14 protein-coding genes and 1 riboswitch are annotated in these 17,992 nt (G+C 57.0%); of the genes, 10 read left to right on the top strand and 4 right to left on the bottom strand.

Annotated features, from left to right (window positions below; genetic code table 11):
- Positions 1–94: 94 nt before the first annotated feature.
- The 3 genes from ftsY to GFB49_RS05270 are packed head-to-tail and all read left to right on the top strand — an operon-like array spanning position 95 to position 2,806.
- Complete coding sequence (gene ftsY, locus GFB49_RS05280) at positions 95–1,249, top strand: signal recognition particle-docking protein FtsY (RefSeq protein WP_153214764.1); 1,155 nt, start codon at positions 95–97, stop codon at positions 1,247–1,249.
- Positions 1,250–1,252: 3 nt separating this feature from the next.
- Positions 1,253–2,155, top strand: coding sequence for a DMT family transporter (locus GFB49_RS05275; RefSeq protein ID WP_153214763.1), 903 nt, complete (start codon positions 1,253–1,255; stop codon positions 2,153–2,155).
- 33 nt (positions 2,156–2,188) lie between these two features.
- Positions 2,189–2,806 (top strand): inner membrane-spanning protein YciB, encoded by a 618-nt coding sequence (locus GFB49_RS05270; protein WP_153214762.1) that lies wholly within the window; start codon positions 2,189–2,191, stop codon positions 2,804–2,806.
- A 143-nt stretch (positions 2,807–2,949) separates the two neighbouring features.
- On the opposite strand, the gene GFB49_RS05265 is transcribed toward GFB49_RS05270, so the two are convergent.
- Both GFB49_RS05265 and GFB49_RS05260 read right to left on the bottom strand, forming a co-directional pair.
- Positions 2,950–3,651: a glutathione S-transferase N-terminal domain-containing protein gene (locus GFB49_RS05265; protein WP_153214761.1), complete on the bottom strand. Its 702-nt coding sequence runs from the start codon at positions 3,649–3,651 to the stop codon at positions 2,950–2,952.
- 36 nt (positions 3,652–3,687) lie between these two features.
- Complete coding sequence (locus GFB49_RS05260; RefSeq protein WP_153214760.1) at positions 3,688–4,620, bottom strand: alpha/beta hydrolase; 933 nt, start codon at positions 4,618–4,620, stop codon at positions 3,688–3,690.
- A gap of 141 nt (positions 4,621–4,761) precedes the next feature.
- Positions 4,762–4,839, top strand: a riboswitch (SAM riboswitch).
- Between the two features lie 62 nt (positions 4,840–4,901).
- Between GFB49_RS05260 and metZ the strand changes: the two genes are divergently transcribed.
- The 7 genes from metZ to GFB49_RS05225 all read left to right on the top strand — a co-directional run bounded on the left by metZ (position 4,902) and on the right by GFB49_RS05225 (position 15,364).
- Entirely contained in the window at positions 4,902–6,089 is a 1,188-nt protein-coding gene (gene metZ, locus GFB49_RS05255) for an O-succinylhomoserine sulfhydrylase (RefSeq protein ID WP_153214759.1), read from the top strand.
- 211 nt (positions 6,090–6,300) lie between these two features.
- Positions 6,301–7,404 (top strand): GTP cyclohydrolase FolE2, encoded by a 1,104-nt coding sequence (folE2, locus tag GFB49_RS05250; protein WP_153214758.1) that lies wholly within the window; start codon positions 6,301–6,303, stop codon positions 7,402–7,404.
- Positions 7,405–7,743: 339 nt separating this feature from the next.
- On the top strand, positions 7,744–8,508 hold the full coding sequence (locus GFB49_RS05245) for a hypothetical protein (protein WP_153214757.1): 765 nt from the start codon (positions 7,744–7,746) through the stop codon (positions 8,506–8,508).
- An 83-nt stretch (positions 8,509–8,591) separates the two neighbouring features.
- Positions 8,592–10,040 carry a TrkH family potassium uptake protein gene (locus GFB49_RS05240; RefSeq protein WP_153214756.1) on the top strand — a complete coding sequence of 483 codons (1,449 nt, stop codon included), beginning with the start codon at positions 8,592–8,594 and terminating at the stop codon, positions 10,038–10,040.
- Between the two features lie 146 nt (positions 10,041–10,186).
- On the top strand, positions 10,187–11,422 hold the full coding sequence (locus tag GFB49_RS05235; protein ID WP_153214755.1) for an aspartate kinase: 1,236 nt from the start codon (positions 10,187–10,189) through the stop codon (positions 11,420–11,422).
- 270 nt (positions 11,423–11,692) lie between these two features.
- Positions 11,693–13,933, top strand: a complete 2,241-nt coding sequence (gene ptsP, locus GFB49_RS05230; protein ID WP_153214754.1) for a phosphoenolpyruvate--protein phosphotransferase — start codon at positions 11,693–11,695, stop codon at positions 13,931–13,933.
- Positions 13,934–14,515: 582 nt separating this feature from the next.
- Positions 14,516–15,364, top strand: a complete 849-nt coding sequence (locus tag GFB49_RS05225; RefSeq protein ID WP_153214753.1) for a glycerophosphodiester phosphodiesterase family protein — start codon at positions 14,516–14,518, stop codon at positions 15,362–15,364.
- A 91-nt stretch (positions 15,365–15,455) separates the two neighbouring features.
- On the opposite strand, the gene GFB49_RS05220 is transcribed toward GFB49_RS05225, so the two are convergent.
- Both GFB49_RS05220 and GFB49_RS05215 read right to left on the bottom strand, forming a co-directional pair.
- Entirely contained in the window at positions 15,456–16,439 is a 984-nt protein-coding gene (locus GFB49_RS05220) for a Bug family tripartite tricarboxylate transporter substrate binding protein (protein ID WP_153214752.1), read from the bottom strand.
- Positions 16,436–17,989, bottom strand: coding sequence for a tripartite tricarboxylate transporter permease (locus tag GFB49_RS05215; RefSeq protein ID WP_153214751.1), 1,554 nt, complete (start codon positions 17,987–17,989; stop codon positions 16,436–16,438). The genes GFB49_RS05220 and GFB49_RS05215 overlap by 4 nt, the downstream gene beginning before the upstream one ends.
- Between the last annotated feature and the right edge of the window lie 3 nt (positions 17,990–17,992).

Raw genomic sequence — 17,992 nt, 5'->3', positions numbered from 1 at the left:
GGCCACAGTTTTTTAGCATTTTGCCCGTGGCTTGGCTTTGCAAGTTTCCCCAATCCGCATTAGGTGGGATGCAAACCAAGGTCTGGAGTGCTCAATGGCGTTTTTCTCAAAGCTCAAGGAACGGCTGTTTAAATCTTCTTCCAAGCTGGAAGAAGGGCTTGATGCGATTGTGGAAGAGGGGAGCGACGCCCCGGCAGAGACGCCAAAGATCGAAGCGCCCGATGTCCCGATGGTCGAGACCGCCGAGGACGCGCCTGAAGTCACGCCAGCTGAACCGGTGACGTCCACACCGGAACCCGCGCCACAGCCCGCATTGCCCGAGACACCCGCGGCACCAGAGCCTGCTGATAAATCTGCCAAAACGCCGGGTTTGCTAGGGCGACTGATCGGGCGCAGCGGACGGGATGAACCGCGCCGGGTTCTGGATGACGACATGCTCGAACAGCTCGAAGAGCTGCTGATCGCCTCCGACATGGGAGTCGATACGGCCCTGCGCGTGACATCCAATATGGCTGAGGGGCGGTTGGGCAAACGTCTGTCCTCGCGTGAGATCAAAGAACTGTTGGCACAGGAAGTGGCTCGCGTGATGGACCATGTGGCAAAGCCCATGCCCATTTATGAAAAACGTCCGCAGGTCGTGTTGGTGGTCGGGGTCAATGGCTCGGGTAAAACCACCACAATCGGGAAACTGGCAAGCCAATTCAAAGCAGCCGGAAAATCTGTGGTGATTGCAGCTGGCGACACATTTCGTGCCGCCGCTGTGGAGCAGCTGCAGGTCTGGGGCACCCGTGCCGGGGTTCCGGTTCTCACCGCGCCCGAAGGGTCCGACCCGGCAAGCCTTGCCTTTGATGCGATGACCAAAGCCGAAGAAGATGGTGCGGATCTTTTGATGATTGACACCGCAGGACGTTTGCAAAACCGCGCCGATCTGATGGAAGAACTGGCCAAGATCGTGCGCGTGATCCGCAAGAAAGACCCAAGCGCGCCGCACAATACCCTATTGGTGCTGGATGCGACGACTGGTCAGAATGCGCTGAGCCAAGTCGACACGTTCCAGAAACTGGCCGATGTTTCGGGCCTTGTCATGACCAAACTGGATGGCACCGCCAAGGGTGGTGTTCTGGTGGCCTTGGCCGATAAGTTCGGACTGCCGATCCACGCCATTGGGGTGGGAGAGCAGATTGATGATCTGGCCCCCTTTGACCCCGAAGAGTTCGCGGCGGCTTTGACCGGGCTCGACAAAGGCTAAGGGATGAGCGATTGGCTGATTTCCCTTGAGGGGACCGAGGCAGGTCACCAATTGGCGCTTGTGCTGGCGCTGGCGGCGGCGTTTCTGCATGCAGTTTTTGGAGCTCTTCAAAAAGGACGTCATGATCCCTGGCTATCCCGTGGGGCGATCGATTTTTCCTATGGGATGATGGCGGCCCCTTTTGCCCTGTTTGTGGTGCCCTGGCCGGAACCCCATATGTGGGTCATTTTCCTTGGCGCGTTTGTAATTCATGTGGCCTATAAGCTGTTGCAGGCCTTTGCCTATACCAAGGGCAGCTACACGGTTGTCTACCCGGTGGTGCGTGGCACTGGACCGTTGTTTGCCGTTATCGGCGCTTATCTGATCTTTGGCGAAACGTTCAACCTGATCCAATGGATGGGGGTTGGCGTTCTCTTGTCCGGGATCTTTGGGCTTGCAGTTTACAACCACCTGTTTCTTGAAACCAATCGCGACACGCTGGGAATTGCCTTGGCACTCGCTGGGCTGACCGGGCTCTTTGTAGCGCTTTACACCACCTATGACGCCTTTGGAATTCGGGCGACGGCCGATCCCTTTACCTTTCTCGCATGGTTTTTCATGATCGACGGGTTGGTGTTTCCGGTGATCGCGGTGATACGCTGGCGTGGCATGGCTGAGCGCCCAACCTTGCCGCCGCTGATGTTACGCGGAGTAGTTGGGGGCTTGGTGGCCTTTGCCTCTTTTGGCTCAGTTATGATGGCCACGCGTCTGGACAAAGTGGGTGAGGCGGCCGTGCTGCGCGAGACTTCAACCGTTTTTGCCGCCCTTATTGGGTGGGTCATCCTGAAGGAAAAAGTGGGGCCACGCCGGTTGGTGTTGATGGCCCTGATCGCGCTGGGCGCGGTGATTGTGGAAATGGGCGGTTAAACCAACCACCCTGCAGGAATTGGAAAAGGTCAGATGCGCGAAAAGAAACCAGCCGCTTGGGTCAAATCGGCTTTGGAATTTGGTCCGGTTTTATTGTTCTTTGTTGGCTACCTGAAGCTAAAGGATGAAGTGTTTACGATCGGCGGTACCGAATATGGCGGGTTTGTTGTTGTTACAGCCTGCTTTGTGCCGCTGATGGTTTTGTGTTCAGGCCTTTTGTGGAAGCTGACCGGGCATCTGTCAAAAATGCAGATTGCCACAATGGTTTTGGTTGTTGTGTTTGGTGGCTTGTCAGTTTGGTTCAATGACGAGCGGTTTTTCAAGATGAAGCCCACGATGATTTATTTGTTGTTTGGCGGCATCCTTGGGGTCGGACTGCTGCGTGGCACAAGCTATTTGAAGGTGGTGATGGAAGAGGCGTTGCCAATGCAATATGCCGGTTGGATGATCCTCACACGCCGCCTGTGCGGCTTCTTTCTGGCGCTGGCTGTGCTGAACGAATTGATCTGGCGCACCCAAAGCGAAGCGACTTGGGTTTACTTCAAGACCTTTGGCCTGTCGGCTGCAATGTTTGTGTTTTTTATAGCGCAGACAAAAGTGTTTCAGACCTATGGCATCGAAGAAGACGACAGCGAGCCCAAACAGGGGTGAGCTCCCGCCTGCGCCGTGATCAATCTGCAGATTGATCTGGCGCAGTTGGGCCTAGCCGCGCCTTTGGCGCGGCTAAAACGGACGCGCCAAAGGCGCGACATTTTAAGTGATCAGGCGCGTTTGTGACGCGCCTGCAACTGAGCTCAAGTAGCCGGTGTCTCGCCATCTCTAAATAGATCATCAGTGACCCATGTGTCGGTTCGGTCCTGGCGCAGGTCTGCATGCAACGCGCGGCCACGGCGCAGGGCTGGGCGGGCCCAGAGTGCTTTGAGCCATCGTGCGAGATGGGGTTTGTCGTCCAAGTTTTGCTCTTGGCCTTGCCACAGAGAGGCCCAGGGCCAGATTGCCATATCGGCAATTGTATAGTCTGACCCCGCCACAAATTCATTCTGGGCCAGTTGACCATTCAATACACGGTAAAGACGACCAACCTCGTCCCGGTAACGGTCCTTGGCATAAGGGAGATCTTCTGGCGCGTATTTCAGAAAATGATGCGCCTGACCCGCCATTGGCCCGACCCCGCCCATTTGCCACATAAGCCATTGTTCAACGGTGGCCTGTTCGCGCGCAGTCTGCCCCCCAAACTGACCTGTTTTACGAGATAGATATTGCAGGATTGCACCGCTTTCAAAAAGGGTCATCGGTGCGCCATCTGGTCCTTTGGGATCCACAATAGCAGGCATTCTGTTGTTTGGGGAAATCTCCAAAAAACTTGGAGCGAAATGGTCGCCTTGGCTGATGTTGATCAAATGGGTGTGATAAGGAAGAGCAAATTCTTCCAGTGCTATGGACGTCTTCCAGCCGTTTGGTGTCGGCCAATAATAAAGGTCAATCACGTCGGGCATGGGGGTCCTCTCTGACTGCTGCCAAAGAGGAGAGGATCACAATTGTTGCCAGACAGGCAAGGGGGCCGGACGAGGTCGTGGCGCAAATATGCGTGACCATCGGCTGTCGTTTTGTGCAGGCAGATCATTGCGCAGACAAACCAAGGGGAAGGTCTCAGGCTTGCGCATCAAACGCTTATAAAATCGCAAAGTGCCAGAACGTGTATAGGAAGACCAATGACAGACCCTGCGCTGCGGCCGCGCAATCACGCTGCCGCGTGTGGCCAGGTGGCCCAGGGTTTTAAGGCAGTCGATTTGCATCGTAACAGCATTGCGGGCCATCAGACCCTGGCCAATCGCGCGGTCTCCGCGAACCGGTGCTGTGGTCAGCAATTCAAACAGGTAATCATAAGGGTCATTTTCCCGGCTGGTCACATTGAACAGCTCCACCGTGCGCCCGGCCGCTGTATCCAGTGCCGCCAAAGCCCGGCTTTGATAGGTGGCCCCGGTCAGCGACACAATGCGGCTAACAGCGTTTGCAGGCAGGTGGTGCAATGCTTCAAAGGCGATGTCAGCGCCCAGGGAGTGACCGATGATATGAATTGGCCGGGCCGGGTTTGCCTGGTGAAGATGGCCGATGACCTTGGCCATAGCCCGGCCTGCGGCAACAGCGCTGTTCTGCGCCTGAACCAGGCTGCCGCGCGCGTCCCAGCCAAAGGCAATGGCCAGACCTTCGTCGTCATGTCCTAGGCCAAAACCAAGCTGGCGCGGCCAAGAGGGTGCTTTCCACGGCATGTGATCCGGATCCAGCGAGAACAGATGACGGTGTGGGCAATGTTTGGAATGATAGGGCTGGTATTTATAGCCATGCACCATCAGGATCACCGGACCGCTGTCCTGCGCGACCTGTTCCAGTACCGTTTCCGTCTTGGCCGGAGACCCATGCAATCGTGGGTCCGCGCCAACTGCGTTTATCCGAAGCACTGCCATCTTATACCCCAGTTATAAGATTATTGCGCATCGCCTTATCTTTGGTGGGTGACGGGTTGATGACGCATGCGTAACATCTTGGTAACGATCAACGGGCTTGACGCGGAACTTGCGGCGGCGTAGCAAAAGAATGTCGGCCGCAGGGTCGACCGTGGTGATTTGTAACCGGATTGCGGGCCACGTTAATCTTGCCGCTAAAGAGGTCAGGACGAGAAGGACTCCCTTTCGCTTGGCCGAACGGGAGTTTTTTTATGCGCCGCAGTTGCGCAGGAGAGCATGAGATGAGCGAGAACTGGAAAAGCCGCACCAAGCTGGTTCATGGTGGCACGCGCCGCAGCCAATATAATGAAGTGAGCGAGGCGATCTTCCTCACGCAGGGTTTTGTCTATGAAACGGCGGAACAGGCCGAGGCACGCTTTGTCGAAATTGGCGAAGATGAATTTATCTATGCCCGTTATGGCAACCCAACCGTTGCAATGTTTGAAAACCGCATCGCGATGCTGGAAGGGGCTGAGGACGCCTTTGCCACCGCATCCGGGATGGCGGCTGTCAGCGGCGCGCTAACGTCTTTGCTGAAGGCGGGCGATCATGTTGTGTCGGCCAAGGCGTTGTTCGGCTCTTGTCTGTTTATCCTAGAAAGCATTCTTGCGCGCTATGGCGTCGAGGTGACCTTTGTCGACGGCACCAATCTTGATGAATGGCGCGCGGCTGTGCGTCCCGACACCAAAGCAGTGTTTTTTGAAAGCATGTCCAACCCAACGCTTGAAGTTATCGACGTGGCCGCCGTGTCCGAGATCGCACATGCCGTAGGGGCGACCGTGGTGGTTGACAATGTGTTCTCGACCCCAGTGTTCTCCAATGCCATCGCGCAGGGTGCGGATCTGGTGATTTATTCCGCCACCAAACATATTGACGGTCAGGGGCGTGCACTTGGTGGTGTTATCATTGGTTCAAAAGAGCTGATCCGCGGCACCGTTGAACCCTATATGAAGCACACCGGCGGCTCCATGAGCCCGTTTAATGCTTGGGTCATGCTCAAAGGTCTGGAAACCATCGATCTGCGGGTCCGGGCCCAGGCCGACAGCGCTTTGAAAATCGCCAAAGCGTTTGAAGGCCACGCAGGGTTGGAGCGCACCATCTATCCGGGTCTGGAAGCGCATGCGCAAAACCCATTGGTTCAGACACAGCTGGATGGGTATGGCGGAACCGTTTTGTCGCTGGATCTGAAAGGCGGCAAAGAGGCCGCGTTCAATTTTCTGAACGCGCTTACCATTCCGGTGATCTCCAATAACCTGGGCGATGCGAAATCCATCGCAACCCACCCGGCAACGACAACACACCAGCGCCTGAGCGACGCGCAGAAAGATGAGCTGGGTATTACGCCAGGTCTGGTACGGTTCTCGGTCGGGCTTGAGGATGTGGATGATCTGATCGCCGATCTGAAGCAGGCGTTGACAGCCGCCGCCTAATCTGGCTGCCCGCATAGGGCGTAACTTGCGAAAACCATTGGACTTGGGGGCGTATCGCCCCCATTTTTCATATGTCACCCATGTGCCGAAAGCGGATGTCCGGAAGCGCGGCGCAAATGCCGCATTCTTTGCATCTCTTTTGTCTTTTCCGGCGTAACACGCTACAGACCTGTACCACCGTAACCCCTGCTGTCATGAGAGGGCTCGTCCAATGAACATTCACCCCAACGCGCTGGCTGAGACCCCGGATCGCGACGCGGCCAAAGCGGCCCTTGAGGTGTTGCGCACATGGGCGGCGCAGGCGGACGCGGTTGAGATTGCGCAATTGGACCCGGCTGTCGCGCGCTTGCTGCCGAATCGGGCTGTGTCCAATTATCCAGATCTATCGCGCGACTACCCCGAGGATTTTGTCGCCGATGAAGCCTATCGCGCCACATTGCCCGACCTGCAGAACGGCCCCGCCAGTCTGATCCGGGGGGCCAAGGAGCAGATTCAGCATGTTGGCATCTCCAACTTCCGGCTGCCGATCCGATTTCACACCCGGGATGGCGGCGACCTGACGCTTGAGACTTCGGTGACCGGTACTGTTTCGCTGGAGGCCGAAAAGAAGGGCATTAACATGTCCCGGATTATGCGGTCCTTTTACAAACATGCGGAAAAGACTTTTTCCTTTCAGGTTCTTGCCCACGCTTTGGATGATTACTTGACGGATTTGCAAAGTCTGGATGCACGGTTGCAGATGCGATTTTCCTTCCCAGCCAAGATCGATAGCCTGCGTTCCGGTCTCAGCGGGTATCAGTACTATGACATTGCACTGGAGTTGGTTGAGATCGGCGGTACTCGCCAGATGATCACCCATCTGGACTATGTCTATTCTTCGACTTGCCCCTGTTCGCTGGAGCTGTCGGAACACGCCCGCCAAGCGCGGGGACAGCTGGCGACGCCGCATTCGCAACGGTCCGTCGCGCGGATTTCCGTACTGGCCGATCCAAATGCGGGGATCCTGTGGTTTGAGGATCTGATCGACCATTGTCGTCAGGCGGTCCCCACCGAAACCCAGGTTATGGTCAAACGGGAGGACGAGCAGGCCTTTGCCGAGCTGAACGCAGCCAATCCAATCTTTGTCGAAGATGCAGCACGTCTGTTCTGTGAGGCGCTCAAGAGCGATTCGCGGATTGCTGATTTCCGGATCGTGGCCAGCCATCAGGAAAGCCTGCACAGCCATGATGCGATCAGCGTCCTGACCCAAGGGCCGACGTTTTCAACCCGGAGTTTGGATCCGCATCACTTTGCCAGCCTGATTCACCGTGGCTGAGGCACGTCATTGATGAATTGCAGTCTGCTTTTCAGCCTTACTTTGTAGGGCTGTCCGTTCTGCATGTCCTTTGATCCGTTTTTCGGGTTTTTCGCCGCAGTGCGGCATTTTTTATGCTGCGTTATGTCGGAATGCTGTTAGCCTGATACAGACGCCGGGCGCACGCCAAGTGCCGCCGCGGCCGCTGGAGGGTGTGTATGGATCAAACAGCTCTATCCAAGCTGCGACAATCCGGGTGCGGTTGCCGCGCCTGCTCTCATCTTTGTTTTACCATGACTGGAAGGTCCCAACGCAAAGCTGCTGGCAACTGCGGACCGAAAAAGACGTAAGGAGAAGGCAATGATCCGTTTTCAAATGTTCCCCGGGGATGCAAAGACACCCCACGAATGGGCGGGGTATATGGCGGGCACCCAAATGAAGTTTTGGCGTGGTTTTGCAGGTGCTGCGATTCAGGTGCCTGTGGAACAGGTGAAATACGTCCAGTCCGTAGCGCGGATGTATCAGGCGATGTTTGACACTGGTCCAACCTTGTTGACCGGCCCATCTTCCACGGCGCCCAAGGCCCTGATGGCGCCGACTGCGCCGACCACAGCCAAAGCGCCAGCAAAACCTGCGCGTAAAGCGCCTGCCAAAAAGGCAACCACCAGTCGTAAGACAGCCCCAAAAGCTGAGCCAAAGGCAGAAGCTGCAAAACCCGCGCCCAAAACCACGGCCAAGGTCCCAGCGGCCGAACCAGCGGCTGAAAAGACGGCAGCTCCAAAGGCCGAGGCCAAAGCCCCAGCGCCCAAACCGGCAGCGCCCAAAGCGCCGACTGCCAAAGCTGCGACGACCAAAACAGCGGCTGCAAAGACAACAACGGCCAAAGCTCCGGCGGCGAAACCAGCACCCAAGGCAACCGCAGCCAAAGCTGCGCCAAAACCCGCTGCAAAACCAGCCGCGGACACGGCCAGCTCGGCTGAGGCCTTTATCAGCACCCGTCGCCAGGCCGCCAAGGACAGCCCAGCGGCCGACGAGAGCAAAACTGCGCCGACCCGCCGCACATCGCGCGCACCGTCCAAGCCGCCTGCAATGCCCGCAAGCAAGCCCGAGACAGGATCTGAGTAAGACACACGGCAGGCAGTGACTTCCTTGTTTCTGTGTCATCAACGGGTTGACAGAAAGAGCGCGCAGCGCCAACGCTGCGCCTCATGTTAGATCTACGTCCAATTGGATATGTCATCGGCCTTCTGGTGGTCATTCTGGGGTGCACAATGGTGTTTCCCCTGCTGCTGGATATCTATGACGGCCAAGGTCATTGGCCGGTGTTCCTGGAAAGCGCTATCATCACCATTCTGGCGGGTGGGCTTTTGGCTTTGTCCTGTGCCAACGGTGTGGGACAGGGCTTGGACATTCGCCAGACCTTCCTTTTGACCACAAGCGTCTGGGCCGCCTTGCCGATCTTTGGTGCCATACCACTGATGCTGGGCGAAACGGACCTGCGCTTTGTCGATGGTTTCTTTGAGGCGATGTCGGGGCTGACAACCACAGGCTCCACAATTTTGTCCGGCCTGGATGATCTGCCACGCGGGTTGTTGTTGTGGCGTGCTATTTTGCAATGGCTTGGGGGCATCGGGATTATTGTGGTTGCGATGGTGTTCCTGCCAGAGCTGCGGGTCGGGGGCATGCAGATCTTTCGGTCCGAAGCCTTTGACACAATGGGGAAAATCCTGCCACGTGCACAGGCGATCGCCCGCCAGATTTCGATGATCTATGTGGGGCTGACCGTGGCCTGCGCCATGGTCTATGGCGCATTGGGTATGAAGCCCTTTGATGCGATCTGCCATGCGATGACAACAGCATCCACTGGCGGTTTTGCCAATTACGACGCCTCCTTTGGCACGTTTTCCGGCCCTGCTGAATATGCCGCCTCTGTCTTTATGATTTTAGCGGCGCTGCCGTTTGTGCGGTATGTGCAGATGGTCAATGGTCAGACGACTCCGCTGTTGCATGATGCTCAGGTTCGGGGGTTCTTGCTGACCATCGGTGTTCTGGTGGTGGTCACGGCGTCTGTGCTGGTTACAGTCTTTCCGCATCACCCAGAACAGGCGGTGCGCGAGGCTTTGTTCAATATTACCTCGATCATCTCGGGCACGGGATATGCCAGCGTTGACTACATGGGCTGGGGCAATTTCCTGATCATGATGTTCTTCTTTATCGGTCTGATTGGCGGCTGTGCGGGATCTACGGCCTGTTCGGTGAAGATCTTCCGTTACCAGCTGTTGATTGCCTCCATCCGGGTTCAGATCCAAAAGATCCGCTCTCCCCACGGTGTGTTCTTTCCGCGCTATGACGGTCGCCCCGTAGGTCAGGATGTTCTGAGCTCGGTGATCTCCTTCTTTATGTTCTTTGTCCTGACACTTGGGATTGTGGCCTGGCTTTTGGCGCTGACGGGGCTGGATTTTGTGACCGCGGTTTCAGGCGCTGCCACCGCAGTGGCCAATATCGGTCCGGGGCTTGGAGATATCATTGGTCCGGCCGGAAACTTTGCGCCGTTGAACGATACAGCCAAATGGATATTGATCATCGCGATGTTGATCGGCCGGCTTGAGCTGTTGGCGGTCTATGCTATTTTGACGGTGCGGTTCTGGCGGTCGTGACCAAAGGGGGAGCGCCATGCAGCGCCCTTGAAAATAAGGTTCTTTTTGCAATTGTATTGCTACAATTTGCTTTTCTTGCGCTTGCATTGTACCGGGTTTAAAGACGCCCGATACTTTTAACCGAGAGCGCACGGGAGGTTTATCCAATGCCCGTTCTAGTGATGAAATTCGGCGGAACGTCCGTCGCCAATCTGGATCGCATCCGCCGCGCCGCCAAACGCGTGGGCGTTGAGGTGGCCAAGGGCTATGACGTTATTGTCATCGTCTCGGCCATGTCCGGCAAGACGAACGAGCTGGTTGGCTGGGTTGGGGAAACCTCGCCACTGTATGATGCGCGTGAATATGATGCGGTTGTCTCCTCTGGGGAAAATGTTACCGCGGGTTTGATGGCGCTGACCCTGCAGGAAATGGGAGTACCTGCGCGCAGCTGGCAGGGCTGGCAAGTCCCGCTCAAGACCAATGACGCGCACAGCCAGGCCCGGATCGAAGAGATCCCGACCGACAATATCAACGCCAAGTTTGGCGAAGGTATGAAGGTCGCTGTCGTCGCAGGCTTCCAGGGCATCAGCCCCGAAGGTCGTATTACAACGCTGGGGCGCGGTGGGTCTGATACCACGGCTGTGGCGTTTGCGGCGGCATTTGAGGCTGAGCGCTGTGACATCTATACCGATGTGGATGGGGTCTACACCACCGATCCCCGCATCTGTGCCAAGGCCCGTAAACTGGACAAAATCGCCTTTGAAGAGATGCTGGAATTGGCATCCCTGGGGGCAAAGGTCCTGCAAACACGCTCGGTCGAGCTGGCGATGCGGTTTAAAGTCAAGCTGCGTGTGCTTTCAAGTTTTGAAGAACAATCCGACGAGGCCGGCACCCTGGTCTGCGACGAGGAGGAAATCATGGAATCCAATGTTGTAAACGGCGTCGCCTATTCCCGTGACGAAGCAAAAATGACCCTGATCTCGGTTGCGGACCGACCCGGTATCGCGGCCACCATCTTTGGCTCTTTGTCGGATGCGGGCGTCAATGTGGATATGATCATTCAGAACATCTCTGAGGATGGTCGCACCGATATGACCTTCTCCTGCCCGACCGATCAGGTGGCCCGTGCCGAGCAGGCGCTGGTCGCGATCAAGGAGCAGGGTGAGCTGAACTATTCCGAGCTGGTTGCAGACACCGAAGTGGCCAAAGTTTCGGTTGTCGGCATCGGCATGCGGTCGCAGTCCGGCGTGGCGGCAAAAATGTTCAAGATCCTGTCGAACGAGGGCATCAACATCCAGGTCATCACAACGTCCGAGATCAAGATCTCGGTCTTGATTGATCGGAAGTATATGGAATTGGCAGTTCAAGCGTTGCACGACGCCTTTGAGCTCGACAAAGCCTGATCCTAAAATTCATGCGATCCAAAACCCCCGCTGACTGCAGCGGGGTTTTTTGTGATATGCGACGGCGGGTGTCTTCTGGTTGCTGCGTCGCGGCAAGGAAACTGCTTGCATCCCGAGGCGGGCGCTCGCACATTGGGCAAGGCTTTGCTCAATGCGGTGGCATCGGCAAAGCGTGGAGGAAAAACGACGGCGTTTTCATTTGCGTATCTGCCATCTGCCATTTTATGGCTAATGGGCTGTAAATGAATATGAATCCTGGAAGGGATGTGGATGTCCGAGGCAACTGAATCCGAAAGCCGCAGGCTGCTTGGCCGTCTGCGAGAGGCTCTGGCGGGCGATGATGCAGGTCAGGCGCGTTTGGATAATATCACCCATTTGATTGGGGACAGCATGGGCACCGAGGTGTGCTCGATCTATTTGTTTCGCGACGCGGAAACCCTTGAGCTTTGCGCGACCCAGGGTTTGAACCCGGAATCCGTGCATGAAATCCGCCTGCGTATTGGCGAAGGTTTGGTTGGGCGCGTCGCAAAAACCGGCAAGGTTGTGAACACGCCGGATGCCCCCAATGCCAAAGGCTTCCGCTATATGCCGGAAACCGGGGAAGAGCGGTTTTCCTCATTCTTGGGGGTCCCGGTTCAGCGTCTGGGGGAAATGCTGGGCGTTCTGGTGGTCCAGTCCAAGGATGCGCGTGAGTTCTCAGCCGACGCGGTTTACGCGCTTGAGGTCGTGGCCATGGTCTTGGCCGAAATGACTGAGCTTGGCGCATTTGTCGGGGATGGCGCGGCGCTGTCGCCGCTGCATCAAAAACCGGTGTTGGTCAAAGGTGTCGTTGCCCAGGAAGGCGTAGCCGAAGGGCATGTCTGGCTGCATGAGCCACGGGTGGTCGTGACAAACCCGATTGCCGATGATCCCCATCGCGAGATGGAGCGTCTGAATGATGCGGTGGATGCCTTGCGTGTCAGCGTCGACGAGATGCTTGAAATGTCCAAAAACGGTGACAAGGAGCAGCTGCAGGTTCTTGAAGCCTATCGGATGTTTGCCAATTCCAAAGGCTGGATGCGGCGGATGGAAGAAGACATCGCGCGTGGTCTCAGCGCCGAAGCGGCCGTTGAAAAAGAGCAGTCCCTGGCGCGGGGCCGTATGGCGCAGGTGCAGGATGCCTATCTGCGCGAACGTCTCAGCGATCTGGATGATTTGTCTAATCGCCTGCTGCGGATCCTGACCGGGCAGGGGAGCGAGACAGGCGCTGAGATGCCCGCCGATCCGATCCTTGTGGCGCGCAATATTGGTCCTGGCGATCTATTGGAATATGGCCGTTCCCTGAAAGGGATCGTGCTGGAAGAAGGCGCCGTGGGCTCGCATGCGGCCATTGTCGCACGCGCTCTGGCGATCCCTTTGTTGGTTCAGGCCAAACGGATGACGACCGAAGCACTGAACGGTGATCATCTGATGGTCGATGGCGAACAGGGCCAGATCCATTTGCGACCAGACGACAGTGTTCTGGGCGCGCTACGGGACAAGATGGCGATGCGCGCCAAAGCGCAGGAACGTTATGCCTCGATCCGGACGACCCCGGCCACGACGAAAGACGGCCATCGGATCAAACTGATGATGAACGCGGGCCTGTTGGCGGATCTTCCGTCGTTAGAGGGCTCGGGTGCCGAAGGTGTTGGGCTGTTCCGGACCGAGCTGCAGTTCCTGGCCCGCAGTCAGATGCCGCGACGTGGGGATCTGGTGGCGCAATATCAACGGGTTCTGGATGCATCACATGGCAAGCAGGTGGTTTTCCGCACCTTGGACATCGGGTCCGACAAGGTGCTGCCCTATATGAAGCCAACGGATGAGCCGAACCCGGCCATGGGGTGGCGCGCTATTCGGGTTGGGCTGGAGAAGCCGGGGATGATGCGTATGCAGCTTCAGGCGATGCTGCGGGCTGCCAATGGGCGGCCATTGACCATCATGTTCCCCTTTGTTGCCCAAGCCGATGAGTTTCGCGATGCCCGCGCCGAAGTGGATAAAACGGTAGAGCGCGAGCGTCGTCTGGGACATGTATTACCGGAGCGGATCGAGGTGGGGGCCATGCTGGAAACCCCGTCGCTGGCTTTTGCGCCGCAGAAGTTTTTTGATGAAGTCGACTTCCTGTCAATCGGTGGCAATGACCTGAAGCAGTTCTTCTTTGCGGCGGATCGCGAAAATGAGCGGGTGCGCAACCGGTACGACACGCTGAACGTCAGCTTTCTCAGCTTTATTGAACGCATTGTGGAACGCTGCCAAATCTCCAGCACGCCGCTCAGCTTTTGTGGCGAGGACGCTGGTCGCCCGATTGAGGCGGTGTGCTTTGCCGCCATGGGCCTGCGGACATTGTCGATGCGACCCGCCTCAATCGGCCCAGTGAAATCCTTGTTGATGAAGGTCGATTTGGATGAGCTGCGGGCCATCATCTCCGGCGCGCGCCATCGTGGCGTGCAAACCGTTCGCCCGGTTGTGATGGACTATCTGCGATCCATCTAAGATCGACTTGGTGCGTTGATACGGTGATTGCAGAAGATTTGAGCTAAAATCGTGAAAGCCGTCCATTTATGGGCGGCTTTTTCATTGTCTTCACTCAATAATTCTGGATTGCTATCTGTGAGTTTGTGCAGATTTATTGACAATTTTCAACAAAATCATCCGCGGGAAGTTCTATCCCCACGGTTATCCACAGCGCTTTCTGCTGATCCACTGCGGGATCTGCACTTATCTGCCAGTTCCAGGACCACTCGAAAGGTCTCTGTGCGTGTCTATCACCAAAGACCACCTGAAAGCTTCTGCCTCTATCCACATTAACATGCTTGTGTATATTACCGGATTATTGTTGTTTTTTGCGGTTTTCCACAGGCGAATCTAGTGAACTGTTGATTGTTTTGGACGCTTTATTGTGGCGTCACGGCCAGCGCTTAATAAACTTTAATGCGAAATTGATTAACAAGGTGCTAACAGGCGTGCGCACATTCCGCGCCCACCGTGGAAACCTCCGTAAATTAGGAGCTTGTCTCAGAAACGTCATCTGCTGCGCGTACAGGCAGGTGGTGTTTCGACAGAGGAGTGCCGCATATGGGTTTGCCGACGTTACATGAATTCCTTGCGGACACGTCCTGGCATGGGGCAGTGGTCGCACATCGGGGGGCTTGGCATCAAACGGCCGAGAACTCGCTCAAATCCGTGGATGACGCGGTCCAGCTTGGATGCCGCTTTGTGGAAATCGACGTCCAAGAGACCATCGATGGCGTGCCCTTTTGCCTGCATGATATTTCGCTGATGCGCACGACCGGCAAGGCGTTGCAAGCGGCGGCAAACCCTTGGGCCCAGATCGCGGACCTCCCCTTGTTGATGGCGGACGGGGGTATTGGCGCGGCAGTCAGCGATCAGCGCTTGCCAAGCCTTGCGGCGATGCTGGACCATACCAAGGACCGGATTTATGTGGATCTGGATGTCAAACGCCCGCATCAGTTGCCTGCAATTGCTGATGCCGTGCGACGCACTGATGCGGCGGCCCATGTGAACCTGAAAATGTGGGTGCATGGCCGGGCGGATTTGGCGTTTGCACAACAAATCAAAGAAGAGCTTGGGATTATCCTAAAGCCAATCCTTTTGGTCGAACGCAGCAATCTGGATCACATGCTGGAGGTGGTCCGCTCCCTGGATGCGCCGATGATTGAGGCCAATTTTGACCGTTGGGAAACGGTTCTGCACTTCACAGATGCGGCTTGGTCCGAGCGGCGGGATGTATTTGTAAACACGCTGGATGAGGCTGCATCCACCTTTGTGGTCGACAGCGGTGCATTGCAGGATCCCAAAGGCACCTGGGGCGCTTTGTTGGATGCAGGCGTGCGTTTGTTGCAGACAGATGAGCCTGAGGCGCTGAGCGCCTACCTCCAGCGTCACAGGCGCGCCAAAGGGTAAAAGCGAAACGGGGCAATGCCTTGCCCCGTCTCTCCCGTTTTCCCAAGGTCTGCCCCCAGATACCCATGTTCCGGGGACCAATGGGGCAGTCTTATTTGCCTTTGACACCAGCGGCTGTGATCAGGGGTTTCCAGACATCGATCTGAGTGCCGACAAATTCTGTGAACTCTGGCGTCGAAAGAGGTTGGTGGGTGATCCCCAGCTCGTTCAAGGTGGTGGCCACTTCGGGCAACGCGAGAACAGCCAGCGTCGTCTCATGGATCTTGGCCGCAGTTTCGGCAGGGATACCGGCGGGTCCTGTGAGGCCGACCCAGTTTTCGATCACAATATCATAGCCTTGCTCTTTGAACGTCGGCACGTCTGGCACGCCCGGGAACCGGGCCGAGGCGGCGATGGCAATCGCAACCGCTTCGCCGTCTTCGATCATTTCAGAGTTCTGGGCGACCATATCGTAAAACGTGTCCAAAACACCTGCGCGGAAATCCTGGATCGCGGGCGCGCTGCCTTGGTACGGGATGTGCAGCGTGTCGACCTCCAATTTGGCGTCTACCGCCTCGCCCAGAATGTGGCTGATCGAACCAACGCCAGAGGAGCCATATGAGATCGAGCCCGCTTTGGCGGCGTCTACAAATTCCGCCACGGTGCTGATGCCACTGTCAGGCTTCACAAACAGACCCGGTGCAGAGGCCCCGATATAGGCCAGATGTGAGAAGTCGGTCATCGGCGCATAGGGCAGCTCGGCAAACTGGGTGGGCGCGATCGTAAAGGGCGCGTTGTTTGCGATCATCAATGTGGTGCCATCTGCGTCCTGATCGGCGACAAAATCTGCGGCCACGGTGCCCGCCGCGCCGGGGCGATTGTCGACCACAGCTTTTTGGCCAAATGCCTCATCCAGGTGTTTGGCCAGCAGCCGCGCTACCAGATCGGACGTGCCACCGGGCGGAAAGGTGACGACAATGCGCACCGGTTCATCAGACCAGGCTCCGGGTTCAGCCAGCGCATGGCCTGCGGGCAAGGTGAGGACGGCAGCCGAGGTCAGCGCCAAAAGCGCGCGGCGGGTCAGGTCAAAAGTCATGAGGAGGCTCCTGTGTTGGATGAGGGTTTATTGTTTTGAATTATGGAGGTGTCGTCGGTTGTGATGTTGCGGCGTGGGCGTAGGGTGACCCACAGCCCATAAATCAGGATCAGGGCCGAGATCGCTAGAAGACCGCCGCTGATGGGGCGTTCGAGGAACACCATCGGATCTCCGCGCGATAGCAGCAGGGCGCGTCGCAGCTGTTCTTCCATCATCGGGCCCAGGACAAAGCCAATCAGCAGCGGTGCGGGCTCAAACCGATAGAGCCGCATCAGGTAGCCAGCAACGCCAAACAGCAGTGTCATCCAGATGTCGAAGACATTGTTATTGAGCGAATAGACCCCGATGCAGATCAGGACGATGATCGCCGGATACATCAGCCGATACGGGATCTGCAGCAGCCGCACCCATAGGCCGATCAGCGGGATGTTCAGGATCAGCAGTAGAACATTGCCCACCAGAAAGCTGGCCACCAGGCCCCAGAACAGCTCGGTATGTTCGGTCAGAATACGGGGGCCGGGGGTGATCCCGTGGATCATCAGCGCGCCAATGACCATGGCCATGCTGGCACTGCCCGGCACGCCCAGGGTCAGGGTCGGGATAAAGGCAGTCTGGGTGGCGGAGTTGTTGGCAGATTCAGGCACCGCCACGCCTTCCACGGCACCTTTGCCAAACTGGTCCTTGTTTTTGGAGACCTTTTTTTCCACCGCATAGCCAACAGCCGAGGCGACGGTTTGTCCGGTGCCGGGCAACGCGCCAAAGAACGAGCCGATCAATCCGCCGCGCCAGATTGGTCCCCAGGACGCACGCCATTCCCGCGCCGAGGGGTAGAATTTTGCGTAATCGATCTCTTGCCGACCGCGCCCTTCGCGATTGGCTCGGATCGAGGTGATCAGCTCACCCACACCAAACAGTCCCATGGCCACAATCACCAGATGCACGCCGTCTCGCAGCTCTGGCACGCCCAATGTGAACCGCAGGTCGCCTGTGGTCAGATCAATGCCAACGGTCGACAGCATGAGGCCCGCGACCACCATTGCAATCCCCCTGAGCGCGCCGCCATTGCTGACCGCAGAGGCCGCTATTAACCCTAAGAAAATGACCGCGAAATACTCCGCTGGACCAAATTGCAAGGCCAGCCGGGCCAAGCTTGGGGAGAGCACAGCCATGACAATCATGCCGATCATGCCGCCGCCAAAGGAGGCAATCGAGGTCACAAACAGGGCCACGCCCGCCCGCCCTTGCCGCGCCATGGGATAGCCGTCGATACAGGTAATCGAAGAAGAAGGCGTGCCGGGGATGTTCATCAGGATCGATGCAATCGACCCACCGTACTCCGCGCCGTAGTAAACGCCCGCAATCATCACAATGGCTACGGTCGGCTCGAGGTAGAAAGACAGCGGCAGGATCATTGCGATCGCCGCCATGGATCCCACGCCCGGCAGTACACCGATGAACGTGCCCAGAAACACGCCGATGAAACAATACATCAAGGTTTCAGGTTGCAGCACCGTGGCCAGCCCAGCTGAGAAATTGGCAAGCACGTCCATTGT

Source organism: Tritonibacter litoralis (genome assembly GCF_009496005.1).
In the GTDB taxonomy this organism is placed as follows: Bacteria; Pseudomonadota; Alphaproteobacteria; order Rhodobacterales; family Rhodobacteraceae; genus Epibacterium; species Epibacterium litoralis.
The sequence above is the reverse complement of the archived record's forward strand: the minus strand, read 5'-3'. Positions and strand labels throughout refer to the sequence as shown.

Bases quoted from the DNA above. Each gene is read 5' to 3' on its own strand.
- GFB49_RS05215 (WP_153214751.1), bottom strand. From the start codon at position 17,989: ATGGACGTGCTTGCCAATTTCTCAGCTGGGCTGGCCACGGTGCTGCAA.
- folE2 (WP_153214758.1), top strand. From the start codon at position 6,301: ATGAACATTCACCCCAACGCGCTGGCTGAGACCCCGGATCGCGACGCG.
- GFB49_RS05235 (WP_153214755.1), top strand. From the start codon at position 10,187: ATGCCCGTTCTAGTGATGAAATTCGGCGGAACGTCCGTCGCCAATCTG.
- GFB49_RS05245 (WP_153214757.1), top strand. From the start codon at position 7,744: ATGATCCGTTTTCAAATGTTCCCCGGGGATGCAAAGACACCCCACGAA.
- metZ (WP_153214759.1), top strand. From the start codon at position 4,902: ATGAGCGAGAACTGGAAAAGCCGCACCAAGCTGGTTCATGGTGGCACG.
- GFB49_RS05220 (WP_153214752.1), bottom strand. From the start codon at position 16,439: ATGACTTTTGACCTGACCCGCCGCGCGCTTTTGGCGCTGACCTCGGCT.
- GFB49_RS05260 (WP_153214760.1), bottom strand. From the start codon at position 4,620: ATGGCAGTGCTTCGGATAAACGCAGTTGGCGCGGACCCACGATTGCAT.
- GFB49_RS05225 (WP_153214753.1), top strand. From the start codon at position 14,516: ATGGGTTTGCCGACGTTACATGAATTCCTTGCGGACACGTCCTGGCAT.
- ptsP (WP_153214754.1), top strand. From the start codon at position 11,693: ATGTCCGAGGCAACTGAATCCGAAAGCCGCAGGCTGCTTGGCCGTCTG.
- GFB49_RS05265 (WP_153214761.1), bottom strand. From the start codon at position 3,651: ATGCCCGACGTGATTGACCTTTATTATTGGCCGACACCAAACGGCTGG.
- ftsY (WP_153214764.1), top strand. From the start codon at position 95: ATGGCGTTTTTCTCAAAGCTCAAGGAACGGCTGTTTAAATCTTCTTCC.
- GFB49_RS05270 (WP_153214762.1), top strand. From the start codon at position 2,189: ATGCGCGAAAAGAAACCAGCCGCTTGGGTCAAATCGGCTTTGGAATTT.
- GFB49_RS05240 (WP_153214756.1), top strand. From the start codon at position 8,592: ATGTTAGATCTACGTCCAATTGGATATGTCATCGGCCTTCTGGTGGTC.
- GFB49_RS05275 (WP_153214763.1), top strand. From the start codon at position 1,253: ATGAGCGATTGGCTGATTTCCCTTGAGGGGACCGAGGCAGGTCACCAA.